Below are 20,529 nucleotides of genomic sequence, written 5' to 3'. Positions count from 1 at the left end.
AGAAAAAAGACTGTAGGCAAACTCCAAAATTTTTGGAGTTTGTCTACAGTCTGAGGCCAGCAATAAATGTTGGCCTTTTAAAATATTTCATTTGGAAAAGGGGGTCTACCTAAACTCTATCAAAGCAATGTAAATGGCATGTGAATTTCTTGTAAAAATTTACTTACCACTGATTATTTTTGTACTTTTTATAATAATTCACCTGACGAGCCATCAAATATAACTTACGTTTGAAATGCTTGTCCCCTTTATAAAACAATGGGTTACCCCACTTACCTTCTCCTAACAGCAAACGAATTTCCTGCTGGATAGATAGATTATCCACAAATTTCTTCAACACTATTTTAGGAACAACCGTAAATAGGTAATGTTCATTTAATAGCGTCAAAGGCTTTTCTTTGTTATAAATAACGTCATCCACAATATATCGTGCCATATTATGTCCCAGTGCAGTTACATAATAGCTTGATCTACCTTGTCTAATATTTACTTCAAAAACTTTATATTTTCCGTCTCGCTCATCGTATTTTAAGTCGAAGTTAGCAAAGCCAACGTATCCAACTGCCTCTAAGAAGTGTTGAAGCTTTTTCATTAACTCTTCATCGTAACGAGTAATAAGAGCAGTATAATTTCCGATTGCAGTCACTGTATGCTCTTGTAAAACTACTTGAGCAAGTGTACTTAGCTGTGCCTGCCCTTTTGAGCTAACATAAAATACAGAATCCCACATGTAAGTATCGTCTCCAGGAATATAATCCTGGATGATCAAATCTTCCTCATAGCCGCTCTCATTTACTTTGCGAATAACTTCATCTAATTCTTGCTGAGACTCTACTCGGTATACTTTTTGTTGACCAGCAAATTTATGCTTATAATATTCTACGCCGTTACTAGGCTTAATGATTAACGGGAAAAGCACCTCTTCAGTAAAAGGTTGTTTTTTAGAGCATGAGTAGAAATATGTTTTAGGTGTGTCGATTCCATGCTCTTCACAAAGCTTATAAAAGTTCGATTTTACTAAAAGGTTGTTCATTAGATCCTCGGTCATATAGTTAAACACATACATTTCTTTTAAAACGTCTGCATTCTCAATGATTAAACGAACATAAAAATCATTCGTGCCGATTAATAGTAACTGCTTATCTGCTGTTTTATATTTTTTTGCTACTTCTGTCAAAACGGATACAAAAGCAGATTGGTCCCATAAGTTTGAGTGTATTTCAATATGTTCAATGACACTGCTTAATTTAGTGAAGGACATTTCTTCTTTACCTACTAAAATTGGTTTAATACCATACTCCTCGTGAAAGGAAATGGACATATTGTATGCGTTCATATCTGTCCCAATTATAATAGGGATAAAGGGTTGATTATTCATGATGGACCTCCATTAACTTTTCGTGAGTGGAATATACACAGTAAAAGCCGTACCTTTTCCAATCTCACTTTCAACTTTTATTAAACCATGATGAGCTTCCACAATATGCTTGACGATTGCCAAGCCTAATCCTGTACCACCTGAATTACGACTTCTTGCACGGTCCACTCGATAAAAACGTTCAAATATGCGTTCTACCTCTTCTTCCTTAATACCAATTCCTTGGTCCTTAATTGTGAAGTAACCATATTTTTTGTCTTTTCCTATATTCACCGTGATGAAGGTATTTTCTGATGAGTAGGTAATAGCATTGGTCAATAAATTCATCATAATTTGCATAATTCGGTTGGAATCTCCCAGTACCTCTACCTTCTCATCTAAGGTTAGAGTTAATTCCATATTTTTTTCTTCTAATAAATGATTAGTCATTTCCATGCTTTGCATGAGTACATCATATAGTCTTACTTTACTTAACTTAATTTCATACCCTGCTTGTTCTACTGTTGATAGGTCTAATAAATCATTAATAAGCATTTGAAGACGATTGCTTTCCTTGTATATGATTTCTAAAAATGATAATAACGTATCTTCTTTTTTATAGGCACCATATAAAAGGGTTTCAGAAAATCCTTTAATGGAAGTCACAGGAGTTTTTAATTCGTGTGAAACATTCGCAACAAAGTCTTTTCTTACCTGCTCCAGTTTGATCAATTCAGTGACATCATGAAATACTACGACAATCCCAAGCCATCTTCCATGCTCCCCAATTACAGGAGCACCGTATGCTACGAGGTGGTATGTACTTAAATTACGTTGTATTTCAATTTGTTCCTTGCTTAGCATTTCCGTCAAAAACAGCTTTTCTATAAACGTTTCTATTTGTTCGGGTAATCCAATTTTACGAAATTGTTTTCCGTCTACTTGTTCAAAGCTTAGCTGCAACTGGTTAAGAAACGAGCGATTAACTATACTCACTACTCCGCTGCGGTCTATCATGATTAATCCGCTTCCCATATTCTCAATGAGCGTTTTTAATCGTTCTTTTTCGGTTTCACGCATGATAGATATATCTTGAAGATTTCTAGCTAATATATTAATCGAATTTGTAAGCTTGGACATTCCTGAAAAACCATCCTCAAAAGCTCGTATTCGATAATTTCCTCTAGCTAGCTCCATTGCAGTTTCCGTTAAGTGCTCAACTGGCTGCGAGTATCTTTTCATTATATTAAAGCTAATGATTAAAGCAATTAGATAAGCTAATATAAGGATAAACGCTAATGCAATCCATAAATTCATTTGAATAAAATTCACATCTTCTTCTAACAAAGAAGCATTTAAATGATTAATGATTTCTTGTCTTTCCTCGGAAGTGATATTTGTTGTACTTATATAACTTTCGATATCCTCAATTTTCCCATCAATACTCGTACTAGTAGTACGCTCGATAAAAATAGGAAATATTTGAGCCAATACTAAACCGACTCCAAGTAAAATTAGTCCGATTAAAATAGAATAAATACGAAATATTCTATTGTGAAAACTCATATTGACTTTGGCTCCTCAAACTTGTATCCAAGCCCTCTAATGGTTTTAATATACATAGGCTTACGGCTATTTTCTTCAATTTTATCTCTAAGGTGACTAATGTGAACATCTACAATCCTTGTATCACCCGCAAAATCGTAATTCCATACTGAGCTTAACAGCTGATCACGAGTTAACACTCTATTTTTGTTTTCAATTAAATACACTAGCAGCTCAAATTCTTTTGGGGTAAATTCTAAGGGCTGGTCATTCAAAAGAACTTCAAAGCGATCAGGAAATATTTTTAAACCGCCAAAGGTATAGTTGTCATCCGCATTTTTCTTTTGATGCTCGGATGTTAATACACTTCTACGAATCATCGCCTTTACTCTCGCAGTAACCTCTCGAGGGCTAAATGGCTTTGTCATATAGTCATCTGCTCCTAGTTCGAGTCCAAGCACTTTATCAAACTCTTCCCCTTTGGCTGTCAGCATGATTATAGGTGTTTGTATCTTTCTTAGCCTTAGCTCCTTACACACTTCCATACCATCTAGATACGGTAACATCCAGTCCAGAACGATTACATCTGGCTTTTCCTCCACAGCATAATTCAAGCCTTCACGCCCATCAGCAGCAGTAATAACTTGAAAACCAGCTTCCTCTAAATTATATTTCAATAAAGTTACAATCGAACTTTCATCATCTACTACTAATACTTTTTTCATTATCCTAGCCTCCATAGTCGATTTGAAACCCCCATTCCAAATCAGCCAACTAAACCGATACTTATTATAGTATGTTAAGGTTGTAAAGTGGGAGGAGCTACAAGAAACTTACCTTGTAAGACTGTTTCCTTTTCCTCGTTACGGCCTTCAACTTCTATACTAACTTCATTTTTATGTACATTAATATCGGTAATTACAAACGTAAATGTTATTAAGGAATAATGGTACGCAGGTACAGGAAACGTAATCTCTTGCCTATAAACATGAGAACCTGGACCAGGAAGATATTTGGATATTGCAGAAGTTACAATACCAGTCAACATAATCGTAGGTACAATTGGTTTTTCATATTCTGTTTTGGAAGCAAAATCATGTTGAATATAAAGAGGATTGTTATCATTTGTCAATCCTAAGTATAGTAGTATATCTTTATCCTCGATTTTCTCTGTGATAGACAGTTTTTCTCCGATGATTAAATCTTGTATACTCTTTCCGATTCTAGACATTCTCCCTAGCAATTATGTTTCAACTCCCTACATTTAAGTTACCTATATCTTATCAATAATTATTAGAGGAACGCAACAAACGATACTACTATATTCACGTATGGCTGAATACACTCTTTTCAACAGACGTTCCTTAGGAAGAAATGTTGCATTAGGTTACGTCCATTAAACAGAAAGTGTTTCATATTTAATTGAGAATGCGCCATATATTAAAATGATTAAGTTTAACTGCATAACAAAAAATGAGTGAGAAATTAATCTCACTCATTAGATCAGACTATTAAGCTAAAACCTTCATTACTGCTTTTACTGCATCAGCAGATTTACTTAACAGATTTTTTTCTTCTTCCGTCAGATCAAGTTCTATAATCTTCTCAATGCCACCTGCTCCTAGAACGGTTGGAACTCCAAGGTAAATACCTTCCATACCATATTCCCCTTCTAAGTATGCAATGGATGGAAGAACACGTTTTTGATCCTTTAGGATAGCCTCTGCCATTTCTACAAGTGAAGCAGCGGGTGCATAGTATGCAGAACCATTGCCTAAAAGGTTAACAATTTCTGCTCCACCTTTACGAGTGCGATCCACAATAGCCTCCAGGCGATCTTTATCCATTAGTTTTTCTAAAGGTATGCCGCCAGCATATGAGTATCTTACAAGTGGAACCATGTCATCGCCATGACCTCCAAGAACAAAACCAGTTACGTCTTTAACAGATAGGTTTAATTCCTGTGCAACAAATGTACGGAAACGGGCAGTATCTAACACTCCCGATTGACCGATCACTCTTTCCTTCGGTAGACCGGATTCCTTAAAGACAGTATATGTCATAGCATCTACTGGGTTGGTTAATACTAAAATCGTTGTATTTGGAGAATATTTTATAATTTCTCCAGTAACAGCTTTCATTACTTTTTGGTTTGTCTGAACTAAATCGTCACGGCTCATGCCAGGCTTACGTGCAATACCTGCAGTAATAATTACTAAATCCGAATTCTTCGTATCTTCGTAATTAGAAGTACCGATAATACTAGCATCGAATCCTTGAACTGGTCCAGCCTCCGCCATATCTAAAGCTTTGCCTTTAGTAGGGCTTTCAGCTTGTGGTATATCCACTAATACGATATCTCCCAATTCTTTTTGTGCCAATAGGAACGCTGTAGTAGCACCTGTAAACCCGCTACCGATAACTGAGATTTTATTACGTTTCATTGTCATGTCGTAACTCTCCTTTTGTCCAAAATTGGAAAAGAGAGGAATTAATCCTCTCTTTCGTTAAACCAAATTTCATAACTTTCGATTAAAGATTTTTAATCAATTCGTCAGCAAACTCTGAACACTTAACTTCTTTAGCGCCATCCATTAGACGAGCAAAGTCGTAAGTTACTACTTTAGATTCAATTGTTTTTTCCATGGAATCCATGATTAGTTTAGCAGCTTCGTTCCAGCCAAGGTGTTCAAGCATTAATACACCAGAAAGGATTACTGAAGATGGGTTAACTTTATCTAAACCAGCATATTTTGGAGCTGTACCGTGAGTAGCTTCAAAAATAGCATGTCCAGTTACGTAGTTAATGTTAGCTCCAGGAGCGATACCAATACCACCAACTTGTGCAGCAAGTGCATCAGAGATATAATCTCCATTTAAGTTCATAGTAGCAACTACATCGAACTCTTTTGGACGAGTTAAGATTTGTTGTAAGAAGATATCAGCGATTGAATCCTTAACTAGGATCTTACCAGCTGCAATTGCATCCGATTGAGCTTTGTCAGCTGCTTCAGTACCTTGTTCTTCTTTAATTTTATCGTATTGGTTCCAAGTGAATACTTTGTCACCAAATTCTTGTTCAGCCACTTCATAGCCCCAAGTTTTGAAAGCTCCTTCAGTGAACTTCATGATATTTCCTTTGTGTACTAATGTTAAAGAAGTACGACCTTCTTTAATAATGTAGTTTAATGCAGCACGCACTAAACGTTTAGTACCTTCTTCAGAAATTGGTTTAATACCGATACCTGAAGTTTCTGGGAAACGGATGTTTTTAACACCGAATTCTGTTTGTAAGAACTCGATTAGTTTTTTAGCATTGTCTGTACCTTTTGCATATTCAATACCAGCATAGATATCTTCTGTGTTTTCACGGAAAATAACCATATCAGTGTCTTCAGGACGTTTAACTGGAGATGGAACACCAGTGAAATAACGAACTGGACGTAGGCAAGTGTATAGGTCTAATTCTTGACGTAGAGCTACGTTTAATGAACGAATTCCTCCACCGATTGGTGTTGTTAAAGGTCCTTTAATAGCGATTAAGTACTCATTGATTACGTCTAAAGTTTCTTGTGGTAACCATTCACCAGTTTGGTCGAATGCTTTTTGTCCTGCAAGTACTTCTTTCCATTCAATTTTCTTTTCGCCGTTATAAGCTTTTTCTACTGCAGATTCTAATACGCGTGAAGCTGCTGCCCAGATATCAGGACCTGTTCCGTCACCTTCGATAAATGGAATGATTGCTGTGTTTGGTACGTTAAGTACACCGTTTTCTACTGTAATTTTACCAGATGTCATTATTATTTCCTCCTACTATCATAATCATAGGGCCAATAACACACCATGTGTTTTAGCCCTAATCTTTACAAACAATTGATATTATCGTTCTTCGATTGGAACGTATTTTTGCATACCAGGTCCAACGTATTCTGCACGTGGACGGATTAAGCGGTTGTCTGAATATTGCTCAAGAATATGAGCTACCCATCCAGATACACGAGAAACTGCAAAAATAGGTGTAAATAAATCATGATCAATATTTAATGAATGATACACAGATGCTGAATAGAAATCTACATTTGGTGGTAAGTTCTTTTGACCAGTTACGATTTCTTCAATGCGTACAGACATATCATATAATTTTGACTCTCCGCGAAGAGCTGTTAGTTTTTTAGACATTTCACGTAAGTGTTTTGCACGAGGATCACCTTTTCTATAAACGCGGTGACCGAAGCCCATGATTTTCACTTTGTTGTCTAATTTATCTTGAACATAGCTATCTACGTTTTCAAGAGTATCAATTTCAGTTAACATTTTCATTACTTGTTCGTTTGCTCCACCATGAAGTGGCCCTTTAAGAGCACCGATAGCTGAAACAACACCTGAGTAAATATCAGAAAGAGTTGCTACACAAACACGTGCAGTGAATGTAGATGCATTTAATTCATGGTCTGCATGAAGTACTAATGCTTTGTTAAAAGCTTCTACTTCAATTTCTTCTGGCATCTCACCAGATAGCATATATAAGAAGTTTGCAGCGTAGCCTAAATCAGATTTAGGAGCTACTGGCTCTAATCCTTTACGTACACGAGAAAATGCAGTTACTAAAGTAGACATTTTAGCTTGTAACTGGATAGCTTTAAGGTAGTTTGCTTCCTCGGACATATCCTCTGCAGAATCATCATATAATGCTAGCATAGATACAGCTGTTCTAAGAGCAGTCATTGGATGAACTTTATCAATAGGATATGTTTTGAAATGATTTAAAACTTCTTGAGGTACTGCCATGTTATCAGCAAGTTGCTGTTTTAGCTCTGCTAGTTCTGAAGCATTTGGCAGACGTTTATGCCATAAAAGGTAAACTACCTCTTCAAAACTTGCATTGTTCGTTAAATCATCAATATCATAGCCGACGTATGTAAGGGTGTCATCAATAATAGAGCTTATTGCTGACTGTGTCGCTACGATTCCTTCTAAACCACGAGTTGACGTCATTAGTAATCTCCCCTTCTACAGAAAAACTGCATTATCTACTTGTCTCGTAAATAGAGTTTTACCTGTATTTAATATGTACCTTTAAATTGCTTACTCTCGTATTATAATCAATTTTGGCTATTTTGTGAATGAAAACGCTTAAAATTATTAAAAAATAACTTTTCAATCAATTTATACTGAGAAAAGAATGGATGAATATAGTTAGTTTTCAAATAAACAAGAAAGATATTATATCTTATTGGATGCCAATTGGAATCATTGGATTAATCCTTTTCGTTGCTTACCCTTTAACGTTATCTATCCTGTGTGGATATCTATTATTTCCAACGTCTAATTTCTTTCATAAAAAACTCCGGCTGCCAATTATAGTGAGCGTATTAATTACAGAGGTAATTATATTAAGTAGCTTTTTACTTTTCGTATATTTTATCTTTCAATCATTAGTCACTCTTATACCTCTTCTACATGAGCATCTTTTATACTTACCCTTTGATGACTTGCAGAAGCATCCTATATTTCTAATGTTTGAAGACAAGTTCCAAGAGCTATTAAATACAATCTTAAATAATTTATTGGTGAATCTTACTCATCTGCCTACCTATGTTTTTGAAGTACTTCTTTTTAGCATTGGACTTTTTTTTTCGTTGTATGAGTCTACAAAGAATAGACTTTGGTTCCTGATCTATTTCCCAGTCAAAACAAGAGAATTCTTTCATAAAGTAGTCATGAAATCTTCGGAGGTAGTTAATAGCTTTTTGGGCGTGGAAGTGAAGTTATTGTTAATTACATTTATTTTACTTTCTATAGGCTTTAGCGTGCTTGGTCTACATAACCCGATAAAAAATGCTTTTTTAATTTCTTTAGTAGATAGCATACCTTTTCTTGGGACTGGCATAATTTTAATACCAATGAGTATTTATTTCTTCCTGCTAGACGCGAAACTATTTGGCAGTATTATTTTATTGCTTTATATTTTTGTGCAGCTTACAAGACATATAGTAGATAATTTACTTTGGTCGGCTTCTATGCAGATTAAAGCTGTCCATGTATTCTTTTTAAGTGCTGCGGCAGTATTAATATTTGGCTTTGTTGGTATTCTATTCAGCCCATTCATCTATTTAATAGCTAACAAATGGGGAGGGTCTATGAAGACTTCATCACGATGACTTGACCATTTTTCATCTTTTTCTTAACCCATCTATAAAACAAAGGTTTGAACAGCTTACGCGTTGGTGAGAACAACAATAAAAACCCAAGAATATCAGAGATAAATCCTGGTAGTATTACTAAAATAGCACCAATGAAAATACATATTCCATTAATCGCTGATTCACCCGGTGCTTGGTAGTTTTTCACACTATCCGAAACCTCGCGGAAAGCTTTCATACCTTGACGCTTTGCTACAAGTCCACCAATTATTCCAGTGGCCATGATTAGTAAAAGTGTATTGAAAGCTCCTAATGACTTGCCTGCTAAAAGTAAAATATATAACTCAACTGCAGGAACTACTACAAACAAACCCATGATCCATTTCATAAAGACACCGTCCTTCTATACTAAGTATAAAACAAGTGCCTCACTTTATGTGAGGCACTTGTCTTGAGAATATATAAATTCTTAGAATATCATATTAAATAATGCTAGCTTGCCCGCTGTAGATTACACCACTTTCAGCATCTAACGTAAGCTCTTGACCATTTTCTATTAGTTTCGTTGCATCTTGAACCCCAACTATTACAGGAATTCCAAAGCTTAAACCTACGACAGCAGCATGACTTGTTAAGCCACCTTCTTCTGTGATCAAGCCTTTGCAATTCTCAATAGCAGGAACCATATCTTTGTCAGAACCAATGGTCACGATAATACTATTACTTGTATCTTGACCTTCTAGTTCCTTTGCGTTATTAACAACGATTGCTTTACCAAAGGCAGTTTTCTTTCCGATACCTTGCCCCTTAGCCACCATGTCTCCAATAACATGAACTTTCATTAAGTTAGTAGTACCTGCTTGTCCAACTGGAACTCCTGCAGTGATTACCACTAAATCTCCGTGTGTCACATAATGCTGTAAAATACTTTCCTCCACAGCAATTTCTAGTACCTCATCCGTGGAATGTGCTTTCTTTCCAACTATCGGATACACTCCCCATACTAATGTAAGCAATCTAGATGGTTTTACAGTAGATGTCACAGCAATAATAGGCACACCAGGTCTAAATTTAGAAATCATTTTAGCTGTATGTCCACTTTCTGTCGGAGCAATAACCGCTTTAACCTTTAAGTTAATGGCAGTATGAGCAACCGCTTGCCCTATTGCATCTGTCAGATTAACTTCTCTTGCCTTGCTTAGTTTGTTAACAATAGCACGATAATCAATTGCATTTTCGGTACGTTTTGCGATTTTATCCATCGTCTGAACTGCTTCAAGTGGATATAGCCCTGCAGCTGTCTCACCAGAAAGCATAATAGCATCTGTACCGTCAAAGATTGCGTTTGCCACGTCACTTGCCTCTGCACGTGTAGGACGAGGATTTCTTTGCATAGAGTCTAACATTTGTGTCGCAGTAATAACCGGCTTACCTGCTTCGTTACATTTTTGAATAAGTGATTTTTGTACTAGTGGAACTTCCTCAGCAGGAATCTCTACTCCAAGATCTCCCCTTGCAACCATTAAGCCATCAGAAACTTGAAGGATTTCATCAATATTATCGACACCCTCTTGGTTTTCAATTTTAGGTATGATTTGAATATGAGATCCATTATTATTTTCTAAAAGTTCACGGATTTCCTGTACATCTTTAGCTCTACGAACAAAAGAAGCAGCAACGAAATCCACATCCTGTTCAATACCAAAGAGAATATCTTTTGCATCTTTTTCTGTAATACCTGGTAATTGCACAGAAACTCCTGGAACGTTAACGCCCTTATTGTTCTTTAAAGTCCCAGCATTTTGTACATACGTATGAATAATTCCATTTTCTAAATCTATTCCCTTCACGATAAGCTCAATTAGCCCATCATCAAGTAATATAATAGATCCTTCCTGTACATCCTCTATTAACTTTTCATAGGAAATAGAGAAACGCTCATTATTGCCCAGCACTTCTGTCATAGAGATATCAATGGATTGCCCAGATGCAAGCTCAATCGCATCATTTTCCATCTTATGTGTACGAATCTCAGGACCTTTTGTATCCAGTAAGATTCCAACGATTTTGTCTAATCTTTTAGCTACTTTTTTAATACGTTCGATTCTTCCAGCATGTTCTTCATGGCTACCATGAGAAAAGTTTAAGCGAGCAACATTCATGCCAGCTTCTATTAGCTTTTCTAATGTTTCCTCTGATTCACTTGCTGGTCCAATTGTACAAACTATTTTAGTTTTTCTCATACATCTAATCCTTCCTATTGCTGTAATTTATGTAATCTTAAATAGACAACTCTTTAGATAAGCGATACATTGCTTGATCAAATTCTTCCGTTTTTTCAAAGGCTTCCGTCATATCATAGTCTACCACTTGATGATTTTGTATTCCAATTGCACGGCCTCCAGTACCAGCCATTAACACTTCTACAGCTTTTGCCCCAAATAAACTCGCCAACACACGATCTCGTCCTGTAGGAGAACCACCGCGTTGAATATGCCCTAACACTGAAACTCTCGTCTCGATATTAGCATGCTCCTTAAGTTTTGCAGCAAATTCCTGTCCACTCATTACACCTTCAGCAACAACGATAATACTATGTTTTTTTCCACGTGCCGTTCCACTTTCTAAGCGTTCCACTACCTCTGTAATATCCATCTCTACCTCAGGAACGATAATGGTTTCTGCTCCTCCTGCAAGCCCAGCCCATAAAGCTAAGTCTCCAGCATCTCTTCCCATGACTTCAATGATAAAGGTGCGATCATGTGAAGTGGCAGTGTCTCTAATTTTATCAATACATTCAATTACTGTATTAAGCGCAGTATCAAAACCTAATGTATAATCAGTTCCTGGAATATCATTATCGATAGTACCTGGAATCCCAACACATGGGAACCCGTTCTTTGTAAGAGTCATAGATCCACGGTAAGATCCGTCTCCCCCAATAATCACGAGTCCATCAATTTCATTAGCCTTCAACTGTTCAATTGCCTTTAATTGGCCTTCTTCTGTTCTAAATTCTGGACATCTCGCAGAGTAAAGCTTTGTTCCACCTCTTTGGATGATGTCACCAACAGAACCCAGATCCAGCTTTTCCATTTTTCCTTCTATTAATCCTTGATAGCCATGTAAAATACCGACAACTTCAATACCTTCAAATATGGCCTTTCTTACAACTGCTCGAATTGCAGCATTCATACCTGGAGCGTCTCCGCCACTAGTTAATACACCAATACGTTTCATCTCTCTATCCCCTCCAAACTTACCTCTATTAACTATAAGTGTAACATGAGAAACTTTCAAAAAAAATGCGTCTATAAAGACGCATTTTCTTTAAATTGACCAATTTGCTTAAATTTTTTGTAGCGTGTTTCTACTAATTCTTCTGGTGAGAGCATGGATAGTTCTCTTAATGAGCTAACAAGCACGTCCTTCATGTACTCTGCTTGCTTTTCAATATCTTTATGTGCTCCTCCATGAACCTCTCTTATAATTGTATCAATTATATTCATTTTTTTTAAGTCTGGAGCGGTAATTTTCATCGCTTCTGCTGCTTCCTTCGCGAGCGAGGCATCCTTCCAAAGAATAGACGCAGCTCCCTCCGGTGAGATAACAGAGTAGGTAGAGTTTTCAAGCATATGAATATGGTTAGACAAACCTAACGCTAACGCTCCTCCGCTTCCTCCTTCTCCGATAACAACGCTAATTACAGGTACCTTTAGGCCAGCCATCTCTACTAAATTTCTAGCAATTGCTTCACTTTGCCCTCTTTCTTCAGCAGCCTTACCTGGATAGGCACCTTTTGTATCTATAAAACAAATGATTGGACGATTAAACTTTTCTGCTTGTTTCATCAATCGAAGTGCCTTGCGATATCCTTCAGGGTGAGGCATACCGAAATTCCGTTTAATATTTTCCTTTGTATCTATTCCTCGCTGATGCCCAATTATAGTAATTGGATTTCCGTTCAACAGTGCTATTCCAGCTATAATAGCAGCATCGTCGCCGTATGAACGATCTCCATGAAGCTCTATGAAATTAGTAAACAACCGTTGTATATAATCTCTAGTAGTAGGACGGCCTGGATGTCGAGCTACTTGTACTCTATCCCATGGCTCCATATTCTCATATATATCCATCTCTAGTTTTCTTAGTCTCTCTTCCAGCTTTTCAATCTCAATAGACATATCTACTTCTGCTGTTGCAGTGTACTCTTTAATTTCTTCTATTTTATTTTTAAGCTGTACGATTGGCTCCTCAAATGGAAGTACCTTTACCATACGACTACCTCCTTTTGGACATGTAAGTTAACTAGATTCGCTACCGTGTCTCTCATTTCTTGTCGGTGTACAACTGCATCCAACTGACCATGCTCCATTAAAAATTCAGCTGTTTGAAAATCGTCTGGCAGCTTCTCACGAACGGTTTGTTCAATGACTCGTCTTCCAGCAAATCCGATAAGTGCACGTGGTTCTGCTAGATTAATATCTCCGACTGAGGCAAAGCTTGCGGAAACTCCCCCAGTAGTTGGGTGAGTCAAAATAGAAATATATAATAAACCATGGTCGCTATGTCTTCTTAAAGCAACAGATGTCTTTGCCATCTGCATTAAAGACAATACGCCTTCTTGCATTCTTGCTCCACCGCTCGCTGTATAAATGATAAAAGGAACTTTCAGCTCCGTTGCTTTTTCAATTGCTCTCGTAATTTTTTCGCCAACCACCGAGCCCATAGAACCCATACGGAAATGTGAGTCCATTACTGCCACTACAACCGTATGTTCCTTCAGTTTCCCGATGCCAGTTAAAACTGCTTCATTTAAGCCTGTTTTGTTAGAGTCTGATTTAACCTTTTCCGTATAACTAGGAAAATTTAATGGATTTACAGTTTCTAAATGATCATCCATTGAAACAAAGGTGTCTTCATCTAGAAAAATATCAATACGTTCTTGAGCTGTCATTTTCATATGATGATCACAGGAAGGACAAACCTTTAAGTTTTTCATAAGATCCTTGGTGAAAACATTCTTCCTACACTCCGGACATTTAACCATAATTCCTTCAGGAACATCATGTGCTTTCTCCGATGGTATAGTCGCATATTTTCTTTTTTGGTTCTTTCTAAATATATCTCGAATGCTCATTTAAACATCTCCCCTGTTTAGTAACAATAGCCAATCCTCAAAAAAAGAAATTCCTTTTTTCTCATCTCCTAGCTTTATACATTCTAGCAATTGAGTCCAAATTCCTTTCTCTTCTAAAGTCATGTAGCTACGATAAGGCTCTCCACCATATTGCTTCAATAAAAACCAAATTTTCAAGCCAAGGCGATTGTCCGATAAGATTAGGATTTCTCTAATAATGTCTTCTCTTTGCACTTCTTCCACCTGCAATTTTTCTATAAAAGCATCCCAAATTAAAAGTTTATGTAGCTTTTCGGAAAGACATACCTTTCTAATAGCATCTTTTTCAAGTGCCTCTCTTGTGATATGGACATCTTCCTTAGGCTTAGCCTCCTGCAGAATAAAGGTCGATAGCACTTCTACCAGTTTATGTTTTCGATAATCTGAAAGAAATGTTCCTTCTCCCCTTCTAGTCTCTATTAAGCCTAGTAATTCCATGCTTCGAAGTGCTTCTCTTACGGAAGATCTTCCAACTTGAAGTCGTTCTGCAAGCTCTCTTTCCGAAGGTAATTTCCCACCAATAGGTACTTTTTCATCATGAATAAGCTGTCTCAGTTGTTTTACAATTTCCAGAAACATTTTTCTTGAGGCCTTATCTGAATTCAAACTACATCACTCTTCCATAAATTACAAAGTGGTCAGACCACTTATAAATAATAGGATACATAAAATCTTCCATTACGTAAAGAAAAAACATTAATTACTTTATTTATCAAAGATTATTTGAGTGCAGAAACAAATGTTGTGGCAACTAATTCACCAAACGTCGGCAAAAATAAAAGTATCTCATTGATTAACAGATATGGTGACACGTATACCCTACGTCTGTTTAAAATCAGCTCACGTCAACTGGATATTTATGTTAAAATGAAACCGAGTTTGTGAAGTAGAAATTGAGTAATTGAGCGTTTTTTCTTTTAAGGAAAAGTTCTTTATAGGTATGAAAAAGAGTGAGATTCATTGAAGGGGGAATATATATGAAACTTGGTCAAATTATATCTTTTACAATCAGTGTATTCTTTTCAATAGTTTTACTTATTTTGTGTTTTTTGAGGAAACTATTATTGACTACCTATACACCAGTCACTTATAGCATGGAAGAGTTGAAATCATTCATTTTTTTAGCAGCATTAACAACTTTTTTTTTCTTATTAACCCTGATATTTGCGTCAAAAATACAATTGATAGTAATGACGGTTATTTACTGGATTTTATTTGTTCCTAATTTCATAGCATATATTAAAAGAAATATTAATTTCCCAGATTATGAAATGCTTAAATTCCTGGATGAAACGATGTTAGTAATATATTTATTTCCTTGTATTTTAGGAATTATTTTATTAGTAATCAATAAATCAGATAAAAAAAAGGCTATCCGATAAGAATATTCTAGTTAATCAGGAAGGGTGCAAGGACAATGAATAGATTTGTATTACCACACATGTATTTGTTTTTTGGAATCATATTATTTATTTTGGCGCAGTTCACCGTTCCAGCAGGAAGCTTTTATTGGCTTACATTTTTCCTTTCAATAATATGCATTGTTATTGGGTTGATATGGAATGTCATTTTGTTATTTAAAAAGAGAAGTTAATCGAATAGCATAAGTACCGGACGCGTGTGACACTTTTCCCTTTAACAATAGCCTTATGAACACCAAAAAAGATAAGCCATCACCGTCGCTATGCGCACGTGGTGATGGCTTATCTTTCTCACACTAGGTAACCATATCCAAAATCGTTGAACATATTAGTAATCAACAGATAGAGATATTCTTCGCAATTATTTGTACTCTACCATTTCTAGTCTCTTTCTTACCTTCTATAAAAAGAATAGCTTGTTCTTTTAGAAGGGTATTAAATTTAGCAAAATCATCCGGAAATAAAGTAATAGAAACTGTCCCGGTATCATCTTGGACGGTGACAAAAGCCATTGCTTCTCCTTTTTTTGTCCGAATCCTTCTAATATCCTCTACCATTCCAATAACCTTCACATAAGAATCCTTCGAAGACTGTTGAATATCCCAAATATGCTGGATGTTATTATCCATCTTTTTCTTAGAGACTGTTGGATGCTCTGAAAAATATTGACCAAGTACTTCTTTTTCAAATTCTAATTTTGACATGATTGGTAACGGATCCATTTTAATATATTTTGATTTTCCGAAAGGAGAAGAGTCTCCTTCAAATAAATCTGTTTCCTCTGTAGGACTGACAAGCTCCGCATATTTTACAGCAGCATCTATAGTTGCTAATAACGTAGAACGTTCCACTCCAAATTCATCTAAAGCTCCAGCCTTTACAAGTGGCTCGATATTTTTCCTAGTAAAGAAAACAGCAGATAAATCAGAAGCCATGTCAAAAATATCTTCCCATTTCGCTGGCCGTTTATGCCTTTGCTGTAGAAGCTTTTGCGTGAATGGATACGAAATCCCCTTTATCGCCTGAAGACCAAAGCGAATTCCATTGTTCTCTACACTAAAGGATGATTGGCTTTTAAAAATAGAAGGAGGTAACACAGCTATACCTCTTTGTTTCATCTCGATTACAAGCTGATTAATCTTTTCCTGATTCCCTATCGCAGTACTTAAGAGAGCACCGTAAAATTCTAATGGATAATGAGCCTTTAAATACGCCATTTGATAAGAAATGACACTATATGCAACCGCATGGCTTTTTGGGAACCCGTAATCTGCAAAACGGACGATTAAATCATAAACAGAAGTGGCTGCCTGGTTCTCATGACCGAGCTGTTTGGCTTTTTGGACGAAGTGATGACGTTCCTTTTCTAAAACTTCTCTATTTTTTTTACTAACGGCTCTTCTAAGCAAGTCGGCTTCGCCAAATGTAAAGCCAGCCATTTTGGAGGCAATTTGCATGATCTGTTCCTGATACACTATAATTCCATATGTTTCCCTTAATATCGGCTCTAAAACTGGGTGCTCGTAAGTAATAGGTGCCTGTCCAAGTTTACGCTTTGCATAAAGTGGGATGCTATCCATCGGGCCTGGTCTGTATAGTGCATTAACTGCTACAATGTCTTCAAATCTTGTCGGTCTAATTTGCTTTAAAGCATTACGCATACCAGCTGATTCTAACTGGAACACTCCCGTTGTATCTCCCTTTTGAAGAAGGCTAAACGTTCGTTCGTCATTTAATGGAATGTCCTTTAAAGAAACAGCGGACTTCTTAACATGAATCGATTTAAGAATTCGCTCAATTATTGTTAAATTGCGTAATCCTAAAAAGTCCATCTTTAATAAGCCTTTTTCTTCCACTTCCTTCATTGGCCATTGCGTTAAATAAATATCATCATGCCCCTTTTGAATTGGGACAGTATTTACTAACGGTTGTGGGGATAACACTATTCCTGCGGCATGGGTAGATGCATTTCTTGGTAATCCCTCTAATTTTAGAGCAACTTCAAACCACTTTTTACGCATATCTTCTGTTTGGATAAATTCTCTTAGTTTAGGTGACTGGTCGTAAGCCTCCTTTAAAGTAATTCCTAGTTTGGAAGGTATGAACGAGGAAATGGCGTTCATGGTGCTAGCCTCAAATCCAAATACTCTTGCTACTTCACGGGCAGCTGCTTTCGCTGACAAGGTACCAAATGTAATGATTTGAGAAACATGATTTTGTCCATACTTTTCCGCTACATAGCGAACTACTTCCATTCTTTTTGAGTCAGCAAAGTCAATATCTATATCGGGCATCGTGATACGTTCAGGGTTTAAGAATCGTTCAAATAGGAGTCCATATTGGAGAGGATCTACATCTGTAATATATAAAGTATAAGCTACAAGGGAGCTGGCAGAGGAACCCCTTCCCGGTCCTGTTAAAATATTGGAACGCTTTGCATACTTCATGAAATCCTGGACGATTAAGAAGTAATCTTCATATTGCATCTGACTTATAACGTCTATTTCATATTGCAAACGGTCTAAATAAGCTTGGGTATAAAGTGGAACTCGCTCTTTTAGTCCTTCCTTGCAAAGAGATACTAAATAATCCTTGGCATTCACATCTACTGGCAAAGGATATTTCGGCATTATATGCTTTTTCTTATCGAATACAACCATACAACGCTCTAACATTGTTTTTGTATTAGAGATCCAGTCTGGGACATCTGCAAACCATTCATTCCATTCCTCGTAAGAAAGTACGTGAGCATCTGGCTTTGGTTTTTTTCTTTGAAAATCTGTCATCTTTACGGACTGGTCCATTGCATGCAGCACTTCAAAAGCAAACGCATCCTCTTTATCTACATACCGACACTCGTGATAAACAGTAAGCGAAATGTCTAGTTCTTCAGCTGTTTCTCTAACTAAATTCTCTTCCTCCGTCGGTTTTCCGCTAGGACGCTCTATCCCAATGAATAAGCAACTCGGTTTAAATATGGCCATTAGTTCTATCAGATTATCTTTTGAGAGCAAGGAATCCGCTTTATACACAGCTATTAATCCTTCTCTGTATGCACTCAGCCATTTCTTTGGTAGTAAATCTAGCTCTCTCGTTTCCATTGCACTTGAAATTTTTAAGATGTTTTCATAGCCTTTATTATTCTCCGCATAAACTACTAAAGACACCGGGCCATTGTCTAGCTGCACCTTGATGGTTAGCCCAATGACCGGCTGTATGTCATTTTTAATAAGCGTATGCCAAAAAGGCAACACACCATACAACATACTGTTTGTAATGGCTGCCACCTTTGTATTATTTTTTTTCAGCTTTTCAATGAGCTGCTCCAATTGAATTGTACTTTTCAGCATATCCGCTGAGGTTACAATTTGGGGATATACTGTTTGCATTCATAACACCTCAATTTACAGCTTTTTTTAAGTCCACTAATACTTCGTCTGCTTCCTCCCATGAATAAGCAGTAGCTCCAGCAGCCAAAGGATGTCCCCCGCCACCATACTTTTTAGCCACTCCATTAATAACTGGACCCTTGGAACGTAATCGAACGCGGATTTCCTTTTCGTCTTCTATAAAGAAAACCCAGCATTTCATCCCTTTCACGTCTGACAAGGCACTTACCAATAAGGAAGCCTCAGATTCTGACACTTGGTATTTTTGCAGAAGTTTTCTTGTTAATTTCATATGTCCTACGCCATTTTCCATTTCAAAATTAGCGTAAATATAGCCTTTTAACTGAAGCATGTTGCACTCTACTTCATACATACCATTAAATAGTTCTGTTCGATCAAAACCGTAGGAGATTAGTTTACCTGCATAAAGCATTGTTTGTTCTGTTGTGCTTTGGAACATAAATCTTCCAGTGTCCCCTACAATTCCTGCGTATAATAGGCGGGCAATAGTCGAATCCATTTTCCATCCCTTATATTCCTCCCCATCGAAGAAGAGCTCACAAATCATTTCACTTACAGAACTCGCCTCTGTATTTACCCATAATAGGTCTCCGTACGCATCTTCGTTCGGATGGTGATCTATTTTGATTAAAAATTTACCTAAATTATATCTACTGTCATCTATTCTCTCTGTATTGGCTGTATCCGTCACAATAACTAGTGCATCTTTAAAATCCTCGTCTGTAACAGTATCAGGCTTTGCTAGGAAGTCTAATGTACTATCATGCGTGCCTGTTGCCCATATCTTCTTATTCGGGTAATTTAAAGCAAGTAATTCCTTTAAGCCAATTTGGGAGCCATAGGCATCAGGATCTGGCCTCACATGGCGATGTATAATAATCTTGTCATAGCTCTCGATTGTGTCAATGATTTGTCTTTTCATAATTTTTCCTCCATAGAGACGCATTACTATTCGCCTTTTTTTAAGTTTACCTTTACAATAAAAATAGCATTACTTTTATTGGAGGTACATCATGATATTAAATGGAATATTAGTTTTAGGTATAATCGTCTCGTTTGTATGGTATTTTTATTTTAAAACAAAACAGCTTCGTGCAACACTTCCTATTCGCAAAAAATGGTATACTGCGAAGGCTTCCGTTTGTCTTGGAGCGTTTATATTGTTTTTCGGCTTTAACTTTATGTTGATTTATCAATCAACACTCACTTATGTAGTATCTATCATCTTTGTATTAATTGGTGGGTATTTTATGTACCATCATTATAAAGCAGCCAAACACTACGGTCAGTTTGTACAAGAAGAGCTTAGTTTAAATCAATGATGCGGCAAAATGCCGCATCTTTTTTTGTTGTTTAGGAAACTATAGAATTATGAACCTGGGGATAAATTAATGTCTAGCGCAAGCAGCCTTGCCCCTCGGGTCAAATGGATAATAGCTCCGGTGGCTGAGGAACTGCCTCCTCGCTTTTCTCC

The 20,529-nt window shown here is 36.7% G+C and carries 18 protein-coding genes; 3 read left to right on the top strand and 15 right to left on the bottom strand.

Annotated elements, in window-relative coordinates:
* Positions 1 to 163: 163 nt before the first annotated feature.
* The 7 genes from Q0371_RS12050 to citZ form a co-directional block, all read right to left on the bottom strand.
* The gene (locus tag Q0371_RS12050; RefSeq protein WP_298471395.1) at positions 164 to 1,378 is read right to left on the bottom strand and encodes an ATP-grasp domain-containing protein; all 1,215 of its coding nucleotides are present in this window, start codon (positions 1,376 to 1,378) and stop codon (positions 164 to 166) included.
* A 12-nt stretch (positions 1,379 to 1,390) separates the two neighbouring features.
* Complete coding sequence (pnpS, locus tag Q0371_RS12045) at positions 1,391 to 2,923, bottom strand: two-component system histidine kinase PnpS (RefSeq protein ID WP_251553364.1); 1,533 nt, start codon at positions 2,921 to 2,923, stop codon at positions 1,391 to 1,393.
* On the bottom strand, positions 2,920 to 3,630 hold the full coding sequence (locus tag Q0371_RS12040) for a response regulator transcription factor (RefSeq protein WP_169360330.1): 711 nt from the start codon (positions 3,628 to 3,630) through the stop codon (positions 2,920 to 2,922). Before Q0371_RS12040 ends, pnpS begins: the two co-directional genes overlap by 4 nt.
* A 71-nt stretch (positions 3,631 to 3,701) precedes the next feature.
* Positions 3,702 to 4,133, bottom strand: a complete 432-nt coding sequence (locus tag Q0371_RS12035; RefSeq protein ID WP_169360313.1) for a MaoC/PaaZ C-terminal domain-containing protein — start codon at positions 4,131 to 4,133, stop codon at positions 3,702 to 3,704.
* Positions 4,134 to 4,413: 280 nt separating this feature from the next.
* A complete protein-coding gene (mdh, locus tag Q0371_RS12030; RefSeq protein ID WP_298471387.1) occupies positions 4,414 to 5,352 on the bottom strand; it encodes a malate dehydrogenase in 939 nt (312 codons plus the stop codon).
* Between the two features lie 82 nt (positions 5,353 to 5,434).
* Entirely contained in the window at positions 5,435 to 6,700 is a 1,266-nt protein-coding gene (icd, locus tag Q0371_RS12025) for an NADP-dependent isocitrate dehydrogenase (RefSeq protein WP_169360315.1), read from the bottom strand.
* A gap of 81 nt (positions 6,701 to 6,781) precedes the next feature.
* Positions 6,782 to 7,897 (bottom strand): citrate synthase, encoded by a 1,116-nt coding sequence (citZ, locus tag Q0371_RS12020; protein ID WP_169360316.1) that lies wholly within the window; start codon positions 7,895 to 7,897, stop codon positions 6,782 to 6,784.
* A gap of 191 nt (positions 7,898 to 8,088) precedes the next feature.
* On the opposite strand from citZ, the gene Q0371_RS12015 reads away from it, so the two are divergent.
* On the top strand, positions 8,089 to 9,063 hold the full coding sequence (locus Q0371_RS12015) for an AI-2E family transporter (RefSeq protein WP_298471383.1): 975 nt from the start codon (positions 8,089 to 8,091) through the stop codon (positions 9,061 to 9,063).
* Here the strand turns inward: Q0371_RS12015 and Q0371_RS12010 are convergent.
* From Q0371_RS12010 to Q0371_RS11985, 6 genes are all read right to left on the bottom strand, one after another.
* Positions 9,041 to 9,433, bottom strand: coding sequence for an FxsA family protein (locus tag Q0371_RS12010; protein WP_298471381.1), 393 nt, complete (start codon positions 9,431 to 9,433; stop codon positions 9,041 to 9,043). The two genes, Q0371_RS12015 and Q0371_RS12010, sit on opposite strands and share 23 nt — an antisense overlap.
* 94 nt (positions 9,434 to 9,527) lie before the next feature.
* On the bottom strand, positions 9,528 to 11,288 hold the full coding sequence (gene pyk, locus Q0371_RS12005) for a pyruvate kinase (protein WP_169360319.1): 1,761 nt from the start codon (positions 11,286 to 11,288) through the stop codon (positions 9,528 to 9,530).
* 37 nt (positions 11,289 to 11,325) lie between these two features.
* A complete protein-coding gene (gene pfkA, locus Q0371_RS12000; protein WP_169360320.1) occupies positions 11,326 to 12,285 on the bottom strand; it encodes a 6-phosphofructokinase in 960 nt (319 codons plus the stop codon).
* Positions 12,286 to 12,356: 71 nt separating this feature from the next.
* Positions 12,357 to 13,322: an acetyl-CoA carboxylase carboxyl transferase subunit alpha gene (gene accA / locus Q0371_RS11995; protein WP_298471377.1), complete on the bottom strand. Its 966-nt coding sequence runs from the start codon at positions 13,320 to 13,322 to the stop codon at positions 12,357 to 12,359.
* Positions 13,316 to 14,185, bottom strand: a complete 870-nt coding sequence (gene accD, locus Q0371_RS11990; protein WP_298471374.1) for an acetyl-CoA carboxylase, carboxyltransferase subunit beta — start codon at positions 14,183 to 14,185, stop codon at positions 13,316 to 13,318. The genes accA and accD overlap by 7 nt, the downstream gene beginning before the upstream one ends.
* The gene (locus Q0371_RS11985; RefSeq protein WP_298471398.1) at positions 14,186 to 14,803 is read right to left on the bottom strand and encodes a GntR family transcriptional regulator; all 618 of its coding nucleotides are present in this window, start codon (positions 14,801 to 14,803) and stop codon (positions 14,186 to 14,188) included.
* A gap of 398 nt (positions 14,804 to 15,201) precedes the next feature.
* Here Q0371_RS11985 and Q0371_RS11980 point away from each other — a divergent pair, with 398 nt between their 5' ends.
* Positions 15,202 to 15,606: a hypothetical protein gene (locus Q0371_RS11980; RefSeq protein WP_298471371.1), complete on the top strand. Its 405-nt coding sequence runs from the start codon at positions 15,202 to 15,204 to the stop codon at positions 15,604 to 15,606.
* A gap of 374 nt (positions 15,607 to 15,980) precedes the next feature.
* Here the strand turns inward: Q0371_RS11980 and dnaE are convergent, their stop codons facing one another.
* Positions 15,981 to 19,034, bottom strand: a complete 3,054-nt coding sequence (gene dnaE, locus Q0371_RS11975) for a DNA polymerase III subunit alpha (protein WP_298471368.1) — start codon at positions 19,032 to 19,034, stop codon at positions 15,981 to 15,983.
* A gap of 10 nt (positions 19,035 to 19,044) precedes the next feature.
* A complete protein-coding gene (locus Q0371_RS11970) occupies positions 19,045 to 19,977 on the bottom strand; it encodes a bifunctional oligoribonuclease/PAP phosphatase NrnA (RefSeq protein WP_169360325.1) in 933 nt (310 codons plus the stop codon).
* Between the two features lie 91 nt (positions 19,978 to 20,068).
* Here Q0371_RS11970 and Q0371_RS11965 point away from each other — a divergent pair, with 91 nt between their 5' ends.
* Positions 20,069 to 20,377 (top strand): YtpI family protein, encoded by a 309-nt coding sequence (locus Q0371_RS11965; RefSeq protein ID WP_169360326.1) that lies wholly within the window; start codon positions 20,069 to 20,071, stop codon positions 20,375 to 20,377.
* Positions 20,378 to 20,529 lie beyond the last annotated feature (152 nt).

Origin of the sequence: uncultured Psychrobacillus sp., assembly GCF_938022135.1 — a bacterium.
Classification (GTDB): domain Bacteria; phylum Bacillota; class Bacilli; order Bacillales_A; family Planococcaceae; genus Psychrobacillus.
Note: the sequence above shows the minus strand (reverse complement) of the source record. Positions and strands in the feature narration are given on the sequence as shown.